This window comes from Burkholderia sp. IDO3 (assembly GCF_003366075.1).
Lineage (GTDB): Bacteria > Pseudomonadota > Gammaproteobacteria > Burkholderiales > Burkholderiaceae > Burkholderia > Burkholderia anthina.
The window spans coordinates 220,365-237,919 of record NZ_CP028962.1 but is presented as its reverse complement, the minus strand read 5'-3'; the positions used below and the strand labels follow the sequence as shown (position 1 = coordinate 237,919).

Below are 17,555 nucleotides of genomic sequence, written 5' to 3'. Positions count from 1 at the left end.
GCCCACCGGCCACCACCGAACGCCCACGCCGAAGCCGGATCGCAACCGGGAGGAGGTGCGGCGCCGGCGAAGATCGTTGACCGACTCACTCCGAACATGAACAGGGCACTCCACCGGCACCGCACCCGCGCAAGCATAGTGACCCGTTGCCTCGGTGCCTATCGGACGAGACTGATTCTTGCAGCCAATATCGCATTGCGCCGGCCTGATACACCTGACCAGCACTCAATTTCGAGAGGAGGAGTACCGTGCAAGCGGCACGCGCGCTCGAAATTCGGCGGCTTTTTCATTTAACCGGCCCGTTGCCGACCCTTCACGAGGAAAGCAGTCAGCCGGCCGGCGACGCGCCCCGCTGCTCCGCCACCACCGGCTGCGACCACGCAGCCGACGCCAGCTGCGTGCGTGCGCCCTTCGCGACACGCTCGAACGCCATGCGCTGCGGCCCCTTCAGCGCGTCCGCCTTCGCGGCCCGCACCAGCGCGACCGGATCGACCGGCCGGTTGTGCCGCCGCACTTCGAAATGCAGATGCGGCCCGGTTGCCGTCCCGGTGCTGCCGACCGCCCCCACGCGCTGCCCGCGCGCGATCCGCATGCCGGTACGCAGCGTCGGTTCGAACGCCGACAGATGCGCGTAATACGACGCATAGCCGCCGTCGTGCCGCACCACCACGTACTTGCCGTAGCCGCCCGGCTCCGTGCCGATGAACGACACGACGCCGCGCTCCGATGCACGGACCGTGCGGCCCGTCGGCGCGGCGAGATCGACACCCGAGTGCACATGACGCGCACCCGTCACCGGATGCACGCGCGTGCCGAAACGCGAACTGGTGCGCGTCGCGCTGACCGGCAGCGCGAACCGGGTGCCGGCGAGCGGCACGCCGTCGAGATCGTAGTAAGCGCCCGGCGACCGCGCATCGGCGGCAAACCACACCGCCGCGACGCGCTGGCCGCGAAAACGGATATCGAGCGCGGTCACGCGCGGGGCGCCGGATAACGATGCGTCGTCAGCCGGTTCGAAGGCCACGCGGAACGTATCGCCCACGGCACCCTGCTGCTTCAGGTCGAGCCGACCGGCCAGCATGCGCGTGACCTGTGCAGCGACGCCGGCCGGCAGATCCGCACGCGCGAGCGAGGCACGCAGGCTGCCGGCGATCGCGCCGACCCGCGCGCCGCCCGCCGGCTCCGCGAGCACGAACGGCTCGGCCGATGCCAGACCGGCATCGCGCGACGCCCATGCGAACGGCACGCCGATCGCGGGCAACGGCGATGCAAAACCGTAGTCGAAGCGGCCCGCGTAATCGCGCTCGATCGCATCGCGCGCGGCATCGCAGAGCACGACATACGGCGCGCATGCGCCGGCACGAACGACGAATGCGCCCGGTCGATCGTCCGTCCGCGCACCCGCCGCATCCGGCGCATGCACGACACGCGGCACCGCCGTCGAGGCGAGCAGGCCGCCCCAGACGGTGCGGGCGGAATTGAAAAAGGGCACGTCGAAGAGGTCGGCCGCCTGCGCCAGCGCGGGCATGACCGGCGCGGCGCCGGATGATGCCAGCGCCACCGCGCCCTGCGCGCCGGCAAGCCACGCCGCCGCGACGACACCGCGCAGCAGCGCGCGGCGATTCGGCAAGCGGATGGCGCCGCGTGGCGCGCAACGACCTCGTTCGCGTGCGAGACGTAAACACAGGTCGAACCGCATCGCGTCGTCACTCGCTATCAATGAAAAATCGGGAAAGCGCCGGATCTCGCGGAGGAACGATCATCGCGATCCGGCAATGAGGAATCGAGTGTATCGACGCGCCCTGCTTCACTAAATAGGACCAATCCTATTTTTTCCGATATCTGCTTAGTACTCGAACGAAATCGCGATTGCATCGCCGGAACGCGCGGAAATCCGGCCTCCTGCGCTCGCGCGACACTCGGCATGCCGTGTACAGTCGAGGGCTGCCGACACGCTGCGTGTCGCACGCTCCTTCTTCAAACCGGAATCCCGTCATGTTTCTCGACCATCTTCATCCGGAACGCTGGACGTTCCTGTGGAACGCGTTGTCCACGCTCTCGATCAGGCTCTGCGGCGCGCTCGCGCTGCTCGTCGTCGGCTGGTGGCTATCGAAGCGCATCGGCAACTGGCTGAGCCGCCTGCTCGCGAACAAGGAGCGCGTCGACGACACGCTGCGGCCGATTCTCTGCGACGTCGCCGTGTGGGGCATCCGCATCGTCGCGATCGTCGGCGCGCTGTCGCAGCTCGGCATCCAGACCGCGAGCATCGTCGCGGTGCTCGGCGCGGCCGGCCTCGCGATCGGACTCGCGCTGCAGGGCACGATGCAGAACATCGCGGCCGGCATCATGCTGTTGCTGCTGCGGCCGTTCAAGGTGGGCGACTACATCGACGGCGGCACGGGTGTCGCGGGAACGGTGGACGAGGTCGGGCTCTTCATGACGCGGCTCACGAAGCCGGACGGCATCTGCGAGTACGTCCCGAACAGCGCGCTGTGGGGCAGCGCGATCCGCAACTACACGCGCAATCCGACGCGCCGCCTCGATCTCGAAGTGGAAGTGTCGGTGCACGACGACATCGATCGCGCACTCGACGCGCTGCGCGCGCTGGCCGCGGCCGACCCCGACGTGCTGCACGATCCCGCGCCGGACGTGATGGTGATGCGCTTCGACGACAGCACGGCGATCGCGAACATGCGCGTGTGGACGCATACCGACAAGTTCTGGGCGATGCGCTGGCGTCTCGCGCGCCAGGTGCGCAAGACGCTCGCCGATGCGGACTGCGCGCTGCCGATCCGCACGCGCGAGCTGCATATCGTGCACGACGCCGAACAGCAGCAGCGGCCGCCGGCGGAACCGCGTCGCGCGCAGGCATCGTGACGCAGCGGGGCGCGGCGCGCCCCGTCGCCATTACATCCTGACGATGTCGAGCAGCGCCTTCTTGCCGCTCTTGTAGGTGAACACCGAGATCGCGCCGTGCTTCAGGTCGCCCTGCGGCGTGAAGCTCGTTTCGCCGATCACGCCGTGATAGTCGGTCGTCGGCATCGCGGCCAGCACCTTCGCCGGATCGGTCGAATTCGCGCGCTTCATCGCGTCGACGATGATGTACACCGCGTCGTACGAGAACGGCGCATACACCTGCATCGGCTGATGGTAGCGCGCTTCGTAGCGCTTCACGAACGCCGCGCCGCCGGGCATCTTCTCGAGCGCGATGCCGGCTTCCGAGCACACGACGTTGTCCGACGCCGGGCCCGCGAGCTTCGGCAGGTCGGTCGAGCACACGCCGTCGCCGGCGAGCACCTTCGCGCGCAGGCCGAGCTGGCGCGCCTGCTTCGCGAGCGGGCCGCCGGTGGCGTCCATGCCGCCGTACATGATCGCGTCGGGGTTCTCGCCCTTGATCTTCGTGAGGATCGCGCGGAAATCGATCGCCTTGTCGTTGGTCGCGTCGTGCGAGATGACCTTCATCCCCGACGCCTTCGCGGCCTTCTCGAACTCGGTCGCGAGGCCCTGCCCGTAGGCGGTCGAGTCGTCGATCACGGCGACCGTCCTGATCCCCAGGTTCTTCGCCGCGTAACTGGCGAGCGCGGGCCCCTGCTGCGCATCGGTCGCGACGACGCGATAGGTCGTCTTGAAACCCTGTTGCGTGTACATCGGGTTGGTCGCGGCCTGCGAGATCTGCACAACGCCGCCGTCACGATAGACGCGCGACGCCGGAATCGACGTGCCCGAGTTGTGGTGGCCGACCACGCCGACCACCTTGTCGTCGACGAGCCGCTGCGCGACCTGCGTGGCCTGGCGCGGATCGCCCGCGTCGTCCTGTGCGTCGAGCTGCAGCGTGACCTTCTTGCCGCCGATCACGAGCCCCTTCGCGTTGATTTCCTCGACCGCGAGCCGCGCGCCGTTCTCGCTGTCCTTGCCGAGGTGCGCGATCGCGCCGGTCAGCGGCGCCACGTGCCCGATGCGCACGATTTCATCCGCCCGCGCGGAAACCGCGGACAGTGCGCACGCCAGCCCGACCGCGGCCGCACATGCCGTCTGCTTCTGATGCCGATTCATGTTCGTCTCCTTCGTTATCGCTCTTCGTTGATGATCAGGACCCTCGTTCAGGGGAGGCAACGCGAGATGCGCTCACGCGCGCCCTTCGAATCCGAGCAGCACGTTCACCGCATTGATGCCGATTTCGTCGACCATGTAGCCGCCTTCCATCACGAACAGCGTCGGCAGGTTCAGGCGCGCGAGCGTTTCGCCGATGCGCAGATAGTCCGGCGAGCGCAGGCGGAAATGGCTGATCGGGTCGTGCTCGAACGTGTCGACGCCGAGCGACACGACGAGCAGGTCGGGGGCATGCGCGGCGATCGCGGCCGCCGCCTGGTCGAGCGCCGTCGCGTAGGTGCGCCATTGCGTGCCCTTCGGCAGCGGCAGGTTCAGGTTGAAGCCTTCGCCCGCGCCGGCGCCGCGCTCGTCCGCATAGCCGGAGAAGTATGGGTACGACACCGACGGCTCGCCGTGGATCGAGGCGAACAGCACGTCGGAACGGTCGTAGAAGATGTCCTGCGTGCCGTTGCCGTGATGGAAATCGACGTCGAGCACCGCGACGCGCGCCGCGCCGCTCGCGATGCCGTGCTGCGCGGCGATCGCCGCGTTGTTCAGGTAGCAGTAGCCGCCCATGTATTCGCGGCCCGCGTGGTGGCCGGGCGGCCGGCACAGCGCGAACGCCGCGCGCGCGCCGCCGTTCGACAGCAGGTCGGCGCCGGTCAGCGCCGAGTTCGCACTCGCGCTCACCGCGTCCCACGTGCCGGCGTTGATCGGCGCGCCGGCATCCATCGCGAAAAAGCCGAGCTTGCCGTCGATGAATTCGGGCAGCGTCGCCGCCGCCGGCATCGCGCGCACCGGCCAGACGAGCGGCAGCGCCTGGCACGTGCGGCCGGTCGCGGTCCATTCGTCCCACGCGCCGGCGAGAAAGTCGACATAACGCGCGCTGTGCGCGCCGGCATAGCTCGCACGATCGAACGCGCGCGGCGCGATCACGTCGCCGAGGCCGGCCGCGCGAACCTGCGCGAGCACCGTTTCGGCGCGAAGGGGATTCTCGAACGAATCGGTGATTGCGCCGTCTTTCAGTTCGACGCCGCGATGCAGATGATGATCGCTGCTGTAGACCGTGAGCATGGTTGACCGTTGCAGTGAGGGCTGTGAGGGGTGGCAACAGTCTATTGACGCCAACCGGCAATAGCTTTGCTTTTCACCTCTTCGTTTCGTACAATTTTGAGAAAACCGCCTACGGAGACCCTGGAATGAGCAAAAATCGCGCTTCAGCGGAGCTGGACGGCGTCGACCGCGCGATGCTGCGCCTGCTTCAGGAAGACGGCGCGCTGTCGAACGCGACGCTCGGCGAGCGGCTGTCGCTGAGCGTCACGCCGTGCTGGCGGCGGCGCAAGCGGCTCGAGGACGAAGGCGTGATCACCGGCTACCAGGCGAACCTCGACCGCCGCGCGCTCGGGATGAACGTGTTCGCGTTCGTGCAGGTCACGTTCAACATGCATTCGGGCCAGGATTCGGATCACTTCGAGGACGTGATGCGGCGTCACGACGAAGTGACGTCGTGCCACAAGATCACCGGCGCGGCCGACTACATCCTGCAGGTCGTCGCGGCCGATCTCGACGCGTATGCGGAATTCGTCGAACACGTGCTGCGAAAACAGGCCGGCGTGTCGTCGATCCAGTCGAGCCTCGCGTTACGCGAGATCAAGTTCTCGTCGCGCGTGCCGGTGCCGGATGCGTGAACGCCTCTTCGCCCGTGCGCGGGCATCCGTTGTCGATCGTCATCCCATGGAGCGCTACGTAATGAAATCCTTCATTCCTTCCTCGTCGATTGCCGCTGCGATCGCCGTCGCGCTCGCATTGAGCGCATGCGCGACGCAACCGCCTGCGCCGCTCCCGCCCAATGTCGCCGGGCAAGACACGCAGGACACGCAAACTGCACAGACCGCGCAGGCCGCCCCGCCGATCGTCGGCGGCGATCGCGATGCGCACGGCTGCATCGGCTCGGCCGGTTACGCATGGTGCGAACGCACGCAGCAATGCGAGCGTCCGTGGGAACTCGCGAAGGCGCATGGCTTCGCGAATTCCGCGCAGGTGTACGAGCAGTTCTGCCGGAACGGCGGCGGGAAGTGACACGGTAACCGGTCGCGGTGCAACGCCGCGACCGGATGAAGAACCGACGGTGCGCGCGGCGCACCGGTCGCATGCGCGGCACGCCCTCGTGCCGGCGAATTTTCCCGTACCGCGCACAGTCATTCCGGAAACCCGGACACGTAAAAATCCCCACGAAAATCAGGGCTATTTGGCACCGGCGACACGCCAATCGAGTTCGGTTACATTACGCGCCCCTTTCTGTCCCGCCCCCGCTCGACGCGTCGCGCGCGGCCTCTTTTCACGCAACCCGAAACGCCGAACGGCGAGGCTTGCGGCAAGGGCCGATGCGCGTCGCGCACGCCTGCGACGCGCGCAACGGCATGACCGGCCGGCGCCGATCCGAAGGTGTCCTGCGCAACGATTTCGCGTGCGCAAATACAACGGCGAACCGGGTCGATCCGGAATTCCGGATTCGCGCTCCGGATCTCCGGATGCGCGAGCCGGTCGCGATCGAGCATCGCCAGGCGGGATGGCAAGCCGATGCATTCAAGTTGAAAAAGAGGATCTGCTGTGATCAAAACGTTACGGGTAATACTGTCGGCGCTCGCGCTGTGCGTCGCCGCGTCGTCCGCGCATGCCGCCGATACGAAGAAGGTCGACGTCCTGCTGGTGGGCGGCGGCATCATGAGCTCGACGCTCGGCGTGTGGCTGCACGAGTTGCAGCCCGACTGGTCGATGACGATGGTCGAACGCCTCGACGGCGTCGCGCTGGAGAGCTCGAACGGCTGGAACAACGCGGGCACCGGCCACTCGGCGCTGGCCGAGCTGAACTACACGCCGGAGAAGGCGGACGGCAAGATCGACATCTCGAAGGCGATCGAGATCAACGAGTCGTTCCAGATCTCGCGCCAGTTCTGGGCGTGGCAGGTCAAGCAGGGCGTGCTGAAGAACCCGCATTCGTTCATCAACTCGACGCCGCACATGAGCTTCGTGTGGGGCGACGACAACGTCCGTTTCCTGAAGAAGCGCTACGACGCGCTGCAGGCGAGCCCGCTGTTCCGCGGGATGCAGTACTCGGAAGACTACGACCGGATCAAGCAGTGGGTGCCGCTGATGATGGAAGGCCGCGACCGCGCGCAGAAGGTCGCCGCCACCTGGACGCCGATCGGCACCGATGTGAACTTCGGCGAGATCACGCGCCAGTTCGTCGGCTACCTGAAGACGCAGCCGAACTTCACGCTGTCGCTGTCGAGCGAGGTGCGCGAGATCTCGCGCAACGCGGACGGCTCGTGGCACGTGTCGTGGGTCAAGCTGCATTCGGATGAACCGCCGCAGGCCGTCGACGCGAAGTTCGTGTTCATCGGCGCGGGCGGCGGCGCGCTGCGCCTGCTGCAGGCGTCGGGCATCCCCGAGGCGAAGGATTACGGCGCGTTCCCGGTCGGCGGCTCGTTCCTCGTGACCGACAACCCCGACGTCGTGAAGCAGCATCTCGCGAAGGCGTACGGCAAGGCGTCGGTCGGCTCGCCGCCGATGTCGGTGCCGCACCTCGACACGCGGATCATCGACGGCAAGAAGATCATCCTGTTCGGGCCGTTCGCGACGTTCTCGACCAAGTTCCTGAAGAACGGTTCGTACTTCGACCTCGCGAAGAGCACCAACCTGCACAACGTCGCGCCGATGATGCGCGTGGGCGTCGACGAATTCCCGCTGGTCGAGTATCTGGCCGGCCAGCTGATGCTGTCGGACGACGACCGCTTCAACGCGCTGAAGGCATATTTCCCGAACGCGAAGAAGGAAGACTGGCGCCTGTGGCAAGCCGGCCAGCGCGTGCAGATCATCAAGCGCGATCCGAAAAAAGGCGGCGTGCTGAAGCTCGGCACCGAGATCGTCAGCGCGCAGGACGGCAGCATCGCGGGCCTGCTCGGCGCATCGCCGGGCGCGTCGACCGCCGCGCCGATCATGCTGAACCTGATGCAGAAGGTGTTCAAGGACAAGGTCGCGACGCCCGAGTGGCAGCAGAAGATCCGCCAGATCGTGCCGAGCTACGGCACGAAGCTGAACGACAGCCCGGCGAAGGTCGTCGACGAATGGACCTACACGAGCGACGTGCTGCAACTCGCGCCGCCGCCGCGGATCGACGTGAACGTGCCGTCGCAAGCGACGGGCGCGACTCCGGCACGCGCCGCGAAGGCCGCCGCCGACATGGCGCTGTAACGCGCCCGGCACCGGTTCGCCGCCTCGCACGGCCGCCCTTCGGGGTGGCCGTTTTTCATGATGCGCAACGGTGAAGGCACCCGCGCGGGTGCCCGCTTCCGCTAGAATTGCGGCACGCGCGACCCCGTCGCCGCCCGATCCATCACCCGCATCGACGCAATCCGAGCAACCGCCGGTGCGGCCCGCGCCCGAGCCGCGCGAGCGCCGCCCGCCGTTGCCGCGCCCGCCCGGGCGCGTCACCAACCGAATTCAGCTGGAGAAAGACCGTGTTTACCTGCCGAAACCAGAGCTGCGGCACGCAGTGGGAAACGTCCGACGTCGTCATCAAGGACGAAGGCCAGGGGCTGCTGTTCCGCTGCCCGCTGTGCGGCGCCCGCAACTATCTCGAGCGCTTCGAAGACGACGAAGGCAACGTCGTCTACGAGCAGATGGAAGGCCGTCCCTACCTCGGAGATCTCTCTTGACCCAACCGACCGCCACGCCGTTCAGCGCGCTGCCGCTGACGCCCGCCGCGCTCGCGAACCTCGCGCAGCTCGGCTACGTCGACATGACGCCGATCCAGGCCGCGAGCCTGCCGATCGCGCTGGCCGGCCATGACCTGATCGCCCAGGCGAAGACGGGCAGCGGCAAGACCGCCGCGTTCTCGCTCGCGCTGCTCTCGCGCCTCGACACGCGCCGCTTCGACGTGCAGGCGATGATCCTGTGCCCGACACGCGAGCTTGCCGACCAGGTCACGCAGGAAGTGCGCCGCCTCGCGCGCGCCGAGGAAAACGTGAAGGTGCTGACGCTGTGCGGCGGCACGCCGATGCGCCCGCAGGCGCAGAGCCTCGAGCACGGCGCGCATATCGTCGTCGGCACGCCGGGCCGGATCATGGATCACCTCGACCGCGGCAACCTGAAGCTCGATGCGCTGAACACGCTCGTGCTCGACGAAGCCGACCGGATGCTCGACATGGGCTTCTTCGACGACATCGCGAAGGTCGCACGGATGTGCCCGACGACGCGCCAGACGCTGCTGTTCTCGGCGACCTATCCGGACGGCATCGCGAAGCTGAGCCAGCAGTTCCTGCGCAATCCGAAGGAAGTGAAGCTCGCGGAACGCCATGACGACAGCAAGATCCGCCAGCGCTTCTATGAAGTGGCGGAAACGGATCGGCTGCACGCGGTCGGCCAGTTGCTGAACCACTACCGTCCGGTCAGCACGATCGCGTTCTGCAACACCAAGCAGCAATGCCGCGACCTGCTCGACGTGCTGCACGCGCAGGGCTTCCACGCGCTCGCGCTGCACGGCGAGCTCGACCAGCGCGAGCGCGACCAGGTGCTGATCCAGTTCGCGAACCGCAGCTGCTCGGTGCTGGTCGCAACCGACGTCGCCGCGCGTGGGCTCGACATCGCGCAACTCGAAGCGGTGATCAACGTCGACGTGACGCCCGACCCCGAAGTGCACGTGCACCGCATCGGCCGCACCGGCCGCGCGGACCAGGAAGGCTGGGCGCTGAGCCTCGCCAGCATGGACGAGATGGGCCGCGTCGGCGCGATCGAGCAGGCGCAGAAGCGCGACGTCGAATGGCATCCGCTCGCGGAACTGAAGCCGGCCGGCGACGGCACGCTGCTGCCGCCGATGGAGACGCTGCAGATCCTCGGCGGACGCAAGGACAAGATCCGCCCCGGCGACGTGCTCGGCGCGCTGACCGGCGACGCCGGCTTCGACGGCAAGCAGATCGGCAAGATCAACGTGACCGAGTTCTCGACCTATGTCGCGATCGAGCGCGGCGTCGCGCACGACGCGCTGCGCAAGCTCAATGCGGGGAAGATCAAGGGCAAGCGGGTCAAGGTCCGGTTGATGGACGAAGCGTGACGAGGTGATGCCGGACGGGCGGGCCGCAGCGCCTATGCGGCACGCCCGCCGAGCATCGCCAGATACTGCCGCACCGCGCCCCATTCCCCGCCGCGCCGGCCGCGCGCGCCGGCGCGTCAGAACGGAATGACGGCCTTCGCCCACACGGCCTCGCCGGCCGGCCGGTTGCGCACGAAAAACTCCTTCACGACGCGCGCTTCCAGACTGACCTTGCTGAACTGGTAACGGAAGCCGGGCCCGATCGCGAACGCCTGTCCGCGAAAGCCGTCGCCCCCGACGGCCTGCCCGTTCTGCATGTCGTCGGTCGTCTGCTTGATGAAGTAGCCCGACAGGCCGACCCGCGCCTTCGGCGTGACCGCATAGCTCGCCGAGTAGTCGAAGTGGAACAGGTTCCCCGAGTGGTAATGCGTGTCGTTGTTCGGCGAGTTGAAGCTGTACGTGATCTTCGCGGACACCTCGACCTTGTCGTTCGGCAACCACGACACGCCGAATACCGGCCGCGCGGTGTAATAGTTCTTGCCGGTGTTCAGCGCCGCATGCATGTCGTACTGGCCGGTCGGGAACACGAACTCGATTGCCGCGACGGTGCGCAGCGCGCCCGAACCCCATGCAATCAACGCGGGGCTGACGATCAGGTCGCCGAGATTGGTGCGATCGAACGACGCGCCGCCCGCATCCAGCGCCAGATGCTCCATCGGCAGCACCGCATACGCGCCGTAACGGCCGCCGAGCACCGACAGGTTCGACATCCAGACGACGCGCGGAATCAGCACGTCGGCATCGAGCTTGAAGCCCGGCACCGAGCTGTTGCCGTGGGAATCGTTGAAGTGCGACGCATGGTAATGGGTGTAGTACAGCAACCCGTAGAGCCCGGCCGGCGGCAACGCGCCGGCGAAGAACGCCTCCGCGCCCTCGCCGATCGTGTCGCCGCCGCCCTCCGTCGCCCGTGCGCCCGTGCTCAGCGCCATGCCCGCGCAGGCGGCGAGCGAGACCAGTCCGAATGCAGCCTTTCGTTTCATCGATGTCTCCAATATTCGTTCTACTGAATTGATTTTTTATGTCCGCCCTGATCGCCCTACCGTTCCGCCTATTCGTTGAAGTGCTCGATCACGAGCCGGTTGAAGCGCGTGGCGTGCTCGATCTGCGTCCAGTGCCCGCAGCGGCCGAACACGTGCAGTTGCGCGTTCGGCAACAGCGCCAGCAGCCTCATCGAACTGTCGAGCGGAATCACGCGATCCTCGCGGCCGTGGACGATCAGCGTGTCGTGCGGCAGCGCGCGCAGCTTCGCGTCGTCGCTCGCGAGCGCATCGACCCAGCGCTGACGCGGCGCGGGGAACATGTTCGCGAACGCCTCCTGGTAGCCGGGCCGCACGCTCGCGTCGTAGCGCAGCTTCGCAAGCTCGTCGTTCACGAGCGTGCGGTCGAACGCGAAGATGTCGAGCAGACCGCGCATGTTCGCGATCGACGGCGTATAGCCCCAGACGGCGTCGAGCCCTTCGGTCAGCGTGAAGCGCGTGCCCGCCGCCCCCATCAGCACGAGCCGCCCGACCCGCTCGGGCGCGCGGATCGCCAGCGCGAGCGCCAGTGCGCCGCCGAACGAATTGCCGATCACGTGCGCGCGCTCGACGCCGAGCGCATCGAGCAGGCCGAGCGCGTGATCGACCCAGTTGTCCATCGAATAGGCGTAGCCGCTCGGCCGTTCGGTTTCGCCGAACCCGGCCATGTCGGGCGCGATCACGCGAAACTGCGTCGCGAGCGCGGGCATCGTAAGCCGCCAGTTCGCGTAAGCCGTGACGCCCGGGCCGGAGCCGTGGATCAGCAGCACGGGCGGCCCGTCGCCGACGTCGTGATAGTTGGTGTCGAGGCCGCCCGCGACGATCCGGCGGCCGATTTCAGGGTTGCTTGACATGACGCTCCTCCAGTCGATTTCCGTGGCGCACGCTGCGTCAGCGTCCGCGCTTTTTCGCACTTTGCCCGCCGATCCCGAAATGCTCCTTCGGCATCTCGGTGATGATCACGCGCACCGATTCGATCGGTGCGTCGAGCGAGCGATGGATGGCTTCGGTGACCTCGGCGATCAGGCGTTCCTTCTTGTCGTCGCTACGGCCTTCGAGGATGTACAGATGCGCTACCGGCACGATGGCCTCCTTGTTCGGTTCAGATGAAGCGCAGGCCGACCGACCCGATGTCCTGCACGCGCAGCGTCACGTTGTCGCCGGCCGCGACGGCCACCGCCTCCGTGATGCCGCCCGACAGGATCAGGCTGCCCGCGGGAATCGATTCGCCGCGCGCGCCCAGGTGGTTCGCGAGCATCGCGATCGCGGCGGCCGGATGGCCGAGCACCGCCGCGCCGGCGCCGAACGCCACCGGCTGCCCGTTCTTCTCGAGCACGATGCCGAGCGTGCGCAGGTCGACGCCGTCCACCGCCAGCGGGCGGCCGCCCGCGACGAAACGCGCGGCCGACGTGTTGTCGGCCACCACGCTTTTCAGGTCGAACTTGAAATCGCGGTAGCGGCTATCGATCACCTCGATCCCGGCGACGACGAAGTCGGTCGCGGCGAGCACCGCGCCGACATGGCAGCCCGGTCCCTTCAACTCGGCCTTCGTCACGAACGCGATCTCCGGCTCCACCTTCGGATGAATCAGCGCGGACGTGTCGCACTCGCCGCCGTCGGGCAGGTCGTAAACGTCAGTCAGGAAACCGAACACCGGCGTGTCGACGCCCATCTGCCGCATCTTCGCGTGCGAGGTCAGGCCGGCCTTGTAGCCGACGATGCGCGCACCGCGCGCGAGCTGCCGGCGGCGGATCGCATCCTGCACCGCGTACGCGTCGTCCCAGTCCATCTCCGGATGACGGTCGGTGATCTTCGGCGTGTCGCGCGCTTCGCGCATGCAGTCGTCGAGATGCGCGGCCAGCGACTCGATCGTGTCAATCGACAGGTTCATGCGGCCTCCCGCTTCGCTTGCGCGGCGCGCGCCTTCGCGAGCGTCAGCGCGGTGTCCTCGATCATGTCCTCCTGTCCGCCGACCATCCCGCGCCGGCCCAGCTCGACGAGAATGTCGCGCGCCGGAATCCCGTACTTCTCGCCGGCCCGCTTCGCGAACAGCAGGAACGACCCGTAGACGCCGGCATAGCCGAGCGTCAGCGCGTCGCGGTCGATGCGGATCGGGAAGTCCATCATCGGCACGACGAGATCCTCCGCGACGTCCTGGATCTTCCACACGTCGATGCCGGTCTCGATGCCCATCCGCTCGCACACGGCAACGAACACTTCGAGCGGCGTGTTGCCCGCGCCGGCGCCGAGCCCCGCCGCCGCGCCGTCGATCCGGTTCGCGCCGGCCTCGATCGCGGCAATCGAGTTCGCGACGCCCATCGCGAGGTTGTGGTGGCCGTGAAAGCCCAGTTCGGTATCGGGCTGCAGCGCGTCACGCACCGCGCCGAGGCGCGCCTTCACGTCGTCGGGCAGCATGTAGCCGGCCGAATCGGTGATGTAGATGCAGTTCGCGCCGTACGACTCCATCAGCTTCGCCTGCTTCACCAGTCCTTCCGGGCTGTTCATGTGGCTCATCATCAGGAAGCCGACGGTGTCCATGTCGAGCTGGCGCGCCATCGCGATGTGCTGCTCGGACACGTCGGCCTCGGTGCAGTGCGTCGCGACCCGGATCGTATGCACGCCGAGCGCATGCGCTTCCTTCAGATGATCGACGGTGCCGATGCCCGGCAGCAGCAGCGCGGACACCTTCGCGCGCTTGAGCAGCGGGATCACCGCGCCGAGATATTCCGCGTCGGTATGCGCGGGAAAGCCGTAGTTGACCGACGAGCCGCCGAGGCCGTCGCCGTGCGTGACCTCGATCAGCGGCACGCCGGCCGCGTCGAGCCCGGTCGCGATCGAGCGCATCTGGTCGAGCGTCATCTGGTGACGCTTCGGGTGCATGCCGTCACGCAGCGTCATGTCGTGGACGGTGATGCGTTTGCCTTTGAGATTCATTGCCGTTTCCTCTTTGTCCGGTCGTGGAAGTCGCATCTGCGCGCGTCAGGCCGCCTGCGCGGCCGACGCCAGCGTGAGGCGCCCGGCCAGCAGCTCCTCGGCGAACATTTCGGCGGTGCGCGCGGCGGCGGCCGTCATGATGTCGAGGTTGCCCGCGTATTTCGGCAGGTAGTCGCCGAGGCCTTCGACCTCGAGATAGACGGACACGCGGTTGCCGTCGAACACCGGCCCGTTGACGAGCCGGTAACCCGGCACGTAACGCTGCACGTCGGCGATCATCGCGTGCACCGATTCGACGATGCGCGCTTCGTCGGGCGCGCTTTCCGTCAGGCAATGCACGGTATCGCGCATGATCAGCGGCGGATCGGCCGGGTTGATCACGATGATGGCCTTGCCCTGCTTCGCGCCGCCCACTTGCGCGACGGCCGCCGCCGTGGTGCGCGTGAATTCGTCGATGTTCTTGCGGGTGCCGGGGCCGACCGAGCGCGACGACACGGTCGCGACGATCTCGCCGTACGCAACCGGCTGCACGCGCGAGATCGCGCGCACCATCGGAATGGTTGCCTGGCCGCCGCACGTGACCATGTTGACGTTCATCTCGCCGGAGCCGATGTGGTCCTTCAGGTTGACGGGCGGCACGCAGTACGGGCCGATCGCGGCCGGCGTCAGGTCGATCATCAGCACGCCGAGCGCGTTCAGCTTGCGGCTGTTCTCCGCGTGGACGTACGCGCTCGTCGCGTCGAACGCGATCTGCACGCCGACGGCCTGCACGTGCGGCAGCAGGCCGTCGACGCCCTCGGCGGTGGTCTTCAGGCCGAGTTCGCGCGCACGCTTCAGGCCGTCCGAATCGGGATCGATGCCGACCATCCACACGGGTTCGAGCACGGGGCTGCGCATCAGTTTGGCGAGCAGGTCGGTGCCGATGTTGCCGGGGCCGATCAGCGCGCAACGGATCTTTCGGGTCATGGGGAATGCCTCGTTTGACTGAAATGGGGAATGTGCGACGCTCACGCGAACCGCACCGAACACGCGCCGATCCCGCCGATCGACACGCGGAAGTTGTCGCCGGGTCCGACCGGCGCCATTGCCGCGAGCGCGCCGGACAGGATCACTTCGCCGGCCTTCAGCGGAATGCCGAGGCGGCCGAGCGTATTGGCGAGCCACGCGACGGCATTCACCGGCGAGCCGAGCGCGGCCGCACCGGCGCCGGTGCCGATCACGTCGCCGTTCTTCTCGAGCACCATCCCGCAGGTCGACAGATCGACGCTGCGCGTGCTCACCGCGCGGTCGCCGAGCACGAACACGCCGCACGACGCGTTGTCGGCCACCGTGTCGCCGATGCGGATCTTCCAGTCGCGAATGCGCGAATCGACGATCTCGAAGCACGGCATCACGCATTCGGTCGCCGCCAGCACCATCGCGTTCGTCACGCCCGGGCCGAGCAGGTCCCGCTTCAGCACGAACGCGATCTCGCCTTCGGCCTTCGGCTGGATCAGCGTGTCGAGCGCGATGCACTCGCCTTCGCCATACACCATGCCCGACAGCAGGTAGCCGAAGTCGGGCTGGTACACGCCGAGCATGTCCATCACCGCCTTCGACGTGACGCCGATCTTCTTGCCGACGACGGTCTCGCCTGCATCGAGGCGGCGCTGCACGAAGCGCTGCTGGATGCGGTACGCGTCGTCGACCGACAGGTCTTCGTGCTGCGACGTCAGCGGCGCGACGGGCGTGCGCGACGTCATCGCGTCGTACAGCCGGTCGCCCAGCGTGGTAATCAACGTGGAGTCCATAAAAGTCTTCCGGTCAGTAACGGGTGGGTCAGAGCTTCACGCAGACGTTGCGCAGCTCCGTGTAGAACTCGAGCGAATGCACGCCGCCTTCGCGGCCGATGCCCGATTGCTTCGCGCCGCCGAATGCGGTCCGCAGGTCGCGCAGGAACCACGAGTTGACCCATGCGATGCCGACGTCGATCGACGCCGCGACGCGATGCGCGCGCGACAGGTTGCTGGTCCAGATCGCGGTCGACAGCCCGTACGCATTCGCGTTCGCGCGGCCGATCGCCTCGGCTTCGGAATCGAACGGCATCACGAGCGTGCACGGCCCGAAGATCTCGTCGCGCGCAATCGGCGAATCGTCGCCGAGGCCGGTCCAGATCGTCGGCTGCACCCACGCGCCGTCGCGCAGGTCGTCCGGCATGTCGGGCACGCCGCCGCCCGTCACGACCGTCGCGCCGAGTTCGGCTGCCAGGCGGTAATACGACAGCACCTTGTCGCGATGTTCCTGGCTGATCAGCGGGCCGAGGCCGGTCGACTCCGCTTCCGGGCGGCCGGGCCGCAGCCGCTCGGCGCCGGCCTTCAGCGCGGCGACGAAGCGCTCGAACAGCGGACGCTCGACATAGACGCGCTCGGTACCGAGACAGACCTGCCCCGTATTCGCGAAGCACGAGCGCAGCGTGCCTTCGACGGCCGCGTCGAAATCGCAGTCGGCGAACACGATCGCCGCGTTCTTGCCGCCCATCTCGAGACTGACGGGCCGCGCGCCGTCGGCCGCGGCCTTCATGATGGCCGCGCCGGTGCGCGTCTCGCCGGTGAACGTAATCGCGTTCACGCCCGGATGGGTGGTCAGGAATTCACCGGCCGAGCCCGGCCCGAAGCCGTGCACGACGTTGTAGACGCCGCGCGGCACGCCGGCCGCGTTCATCACTTCGCCGAGCAGCGCGGCCGTTTGCGGCGTCTCCTCCGACGGCTTCACGACCACCGTGTTGCCGCACGCGAGCGCCGGCCCCACCTTCCACGTCATCAGCAGCAGCGGCAGGTTCCACGGGCAGATCACGCCGACCACGCCGACCGGGCGGCGGATCGCGTAGTTGAGCGCGCCGGCGCCGTCCGGCGTCGCCATTTCGAACGTTTCGCCGGGCACGTTCTTCACCACGTCGGCGAACACCTTGAAGTTCGCCGCGCCGCGCGGGATGTCGATATGGCTCGCGAGGCTCACCGGCTTGCCGGTGTCGGCCACTTCCGCTTCGAGAAAATCGTCGAAGCGGCGCGTGATGCCGTCGGCCACCGCATACAGGATCTCGACGCGCTGCGCGATGCTCAGGCCGCCCCACGGCCCGGCCAGCGCCGCGCGCGCCGCCTGTACCGCGGCGTCGACATCGGCGCGGCTCGCTTCGGCCACGCGCGCGATCACCGCGTTGTCGAGCGGCGAGCGCTTGTCGAACCAGCGTTCGCCCGCGCGATAGTCGCCGTCGATGAAGTTGCGGACGAGCCGCGGTTCCGGCTGCCCGCCGGCGGGGCCGCGTGTCGCGGCAAGGGGTTCGGTGTCGTACATGATGTGGGTACCGATAGTCGTGAATCCGTGATCCG

The 17,555-nt window shown here is 67.7% G+C and carries 17 protein-coding genes; 6 read left to right on the top strand and 11 right to left on the bottom strand.

Going from position 1 to position 17,555, the window contains the following annotated elements; genetic code table 11:
• Window positions 1-328: 328 nt before the first annotated feature.
• Complete coding sequence (locus tag DCN14_RS01090; RefSeq protein WP_096500732.1) at window positions 329-1,699, bottom strand: M23 family metallopeptidase; 1,371 nt, start codon at window positions 1,697-1,699, stop codon at window positions 329-331.
• A gap of 296 nt (window positions 1,700-1,995) precedes the next feature.
• Here DCN14_RS01090 and DCN14_RS01085 point away from each other — a divergent pair, with 296 nt between their 5' ends.
• Window positions 1,996-2,877 (top strand): mechanosensitive ion channel family protein, encoded by an 882-nt coding sequence (locus DCN14_RS01085; RefSeq protein WP_096500734.1) that lies wholly within the window; start codon window positions 1,996-1,998, stop codon window positions 2,875-2,877.
• A 30-nt stretch (window positions 2,878-2,907) separates the two neighbouring features.
• Here DCN14_RS01085 and DCN14_RS01080 read toward each other — a convergent pair whose 3' ends face one another.
• Window positions 2,908-4,053, bottom strand: a complete 1,146-nt coding sequence (locus DCN14_RS01080; protein WP_096500736.1) for a branched-chain amino acid ABC transporter substrate-binding protein — start codon at window positions 4,051-4,053, stop codon at window positions 2,908-2,910.
• Window positions 4,054-4,125: 72 nt separating this feature from the next.
• Entirely contained in the window at window positions 4,126-5,163 is a 1,038-nt protein-coding gene (locus DCN14_RS01075; RefSeq protein ID WP_096500738.1) for a histone deacetylase family protein, read from the bottom strand.
• 125 nt (window positions 5,164-5,288) lie between these two features.
• On the opposite strand from DCN14_RS01075, the gene DCN14_RS01070 reads away from it, so the two are divergent.
• The 5 genes from DCN14_RS01070 to dbpA all read left to right on the top strand — a co-directional run bounded on the left by DCN14_RS01070 (window position 5,289) and on the right by dbpA (window position 10,201).
• Window positions 5,289-5,777, top strand: coding sequence for an Lrp/AsnC family transcriptional regulator (locus DCN14_RS01070; protein WP_096500740.1), 489 nt, complete (start codon window positions 5,289-5,291; stop codon window positions 5,775-5,777).
• A gap of 61 nt (window positions 5,778-5,838) precedes the next feature.
• A complete protein-coding gene (locus DCN14_RS01065; RefSeq protein ID WP_096500742.1) occupies window positions 5,839-6,168 on the top strand; it encodes a hypothetical protein in 330 nt (109 codons plus the stop codon).
• A 531-nt stretch (window positions 6,169-6,699) separates the two neighbouring features.
• Complete coding sequence (gene mqo, locus DCN14_RS01055; protein ID WP_096500746.1) at window positions 6,700-8,343, top strand: malate dehydrogenase (quinone); 1,644 nt, start codon at window positions 6,700-6,702, stop codon at window positions 8,341-8,343.
• Window positions 8,344-8,609: 266 nt separating this feature from the next.
• Window positions 8,610-8,807, top strand: a complete 198-nt coding sequence (locus tag DCN14_RS01050; RefSeq protein ID WP_040140903.1) for a hypothetical protein — start codon at window positions 8,610-8,612, stop codon at window positions 8,805-8,807.
• Window positions 8,804-10,201 carry an ATP-dependent RNA helicase DbpA gene (gene dbpA, locus DCN14_RS01045; protein ID WP_096500748.1) on the top strand — a complete coding sequence of 466 codons (1,398 nt, stop codon included), beginning with the start codon at window positions 8,804-8,806 and terminating at the stop codon, window positions 10,199-10,201. The genes DCN14_RS01050 and dbpA overlap by 4 nt, the downstream gene beginning before the upstream one ends.
• 116 nt (window positions 10,202-10,317) lie before the next feature.
• Here the strand turns inward: dbpA and DCN14_RS01040 are convergent, their stop codons facing one another.
• The 8 genes from DCN14_RS01040 to DCN14_RS01005 all read right to left on the bottom strand — a co-directional run bounded on the left by DCN14_RS01040 (window position 10,318) and on the right by DCN14_RS01005 (window position 17,520).
• A complete protein-coding gene (locus tag DCN14_RS01040; RefSeq protein ID WP_096500750.1) occupies window positions 10,318-11,220 on the bottom strand; it encodes a transporter in 903 nt (300 codons plus the stop codon).
• Between the two features lie 68 nt (window positions 11,221-11,288).
• On the bottom strand, window positions 11,289-12,110 hold the full coding sequence (locus DCN14_RS01035) for an alpha/beta fold hydrolase (protein WP_096500752.1): 822 nt from the start codon (window positions 12,108-12,110) through the stop codon (window positions 11,289-11,291).
• A gap of 37 nt (window positions 12,111-12,147) precedes the next feature.
• Complete coding sequence (locus tag DCN14_RS01030; protein ID WP_096500754.1) at window positions 12,148-12,339, bottom strand: 2-hydroxymuconate tautomerase; 192 nt, start codon at window positions 12,337-12,339, stop codon at window positions 12,148-12,150.
• 19 nt (window positions 12,340-12,358) lie between these two features.
• Window positions 12,359-13,147 carry a 2-oxo-3-hexenedioate decarboxylase gene (gene dmpH / locus DCN14_RS01025; RefSeq protein ID WP_096500756.1) on the bottom strand — a complete coding sequence of 263 codons (789 nt, stop codon included), beginning with the start codon at window positions 13,145-13,147 and terminating at the stop codon, window positions 12,359-12,361.
• On the bottom strand, window positions 13,144-14,190 hold the full coding sequence (dmpG, locus tag DCN14_RS01020) for a 4-hydroxy-2-oxovalerate aldolase (RefSeq protein ID WP_096500758.1): 1,047 nt from the start codon (window positions 14,188-14,190) through the stop codon (window positions 13,144-13,146). Before dmpG ends, dmpH begins: the two co-directional genes overlap by 4 nt.
• Window positions 14,191-14,235: 45 nt before the next feature.
• Window positions 14,236-15,156, bottom strand: a complete 921-nt coding sequence (locus DCN14_RS01015; protein WP_096500760.1) for an acetaldehyde dehydrogenase (acetylating) — start codon at window positions 15,154-15,156, stop codon at window positions 14,236-14,238.
• Between the two features lie 41 nt (window positions 15,157-15,197).
• Entirely contained in the window at window positions 15,198-15,980 is a 783-nt protein-coding gene (dmpE, locus tag DCN14_RS01010; RefSeq protein WP_096500762.1) for a 2-oxopent-4-enoate hydratase, read from the bottom strand.
• Window positions 15,981-16,008: 28 nt separating this feature from the next.
• On the bottom strand, window positions 16,009-17,520 hold the full coding sequence (locus tag DCN14_RS01005; protein ID WP_096500764.1) for a 2-hydroxymuconic semialdehyde dehydrogenase: 1,512 nt from the start codon (window positions 17,518-17,520) through the stop codon (window positions 16,009-16,011).
• Window positions 17,521-17,555: the final 35 nt, after the last annotated feature.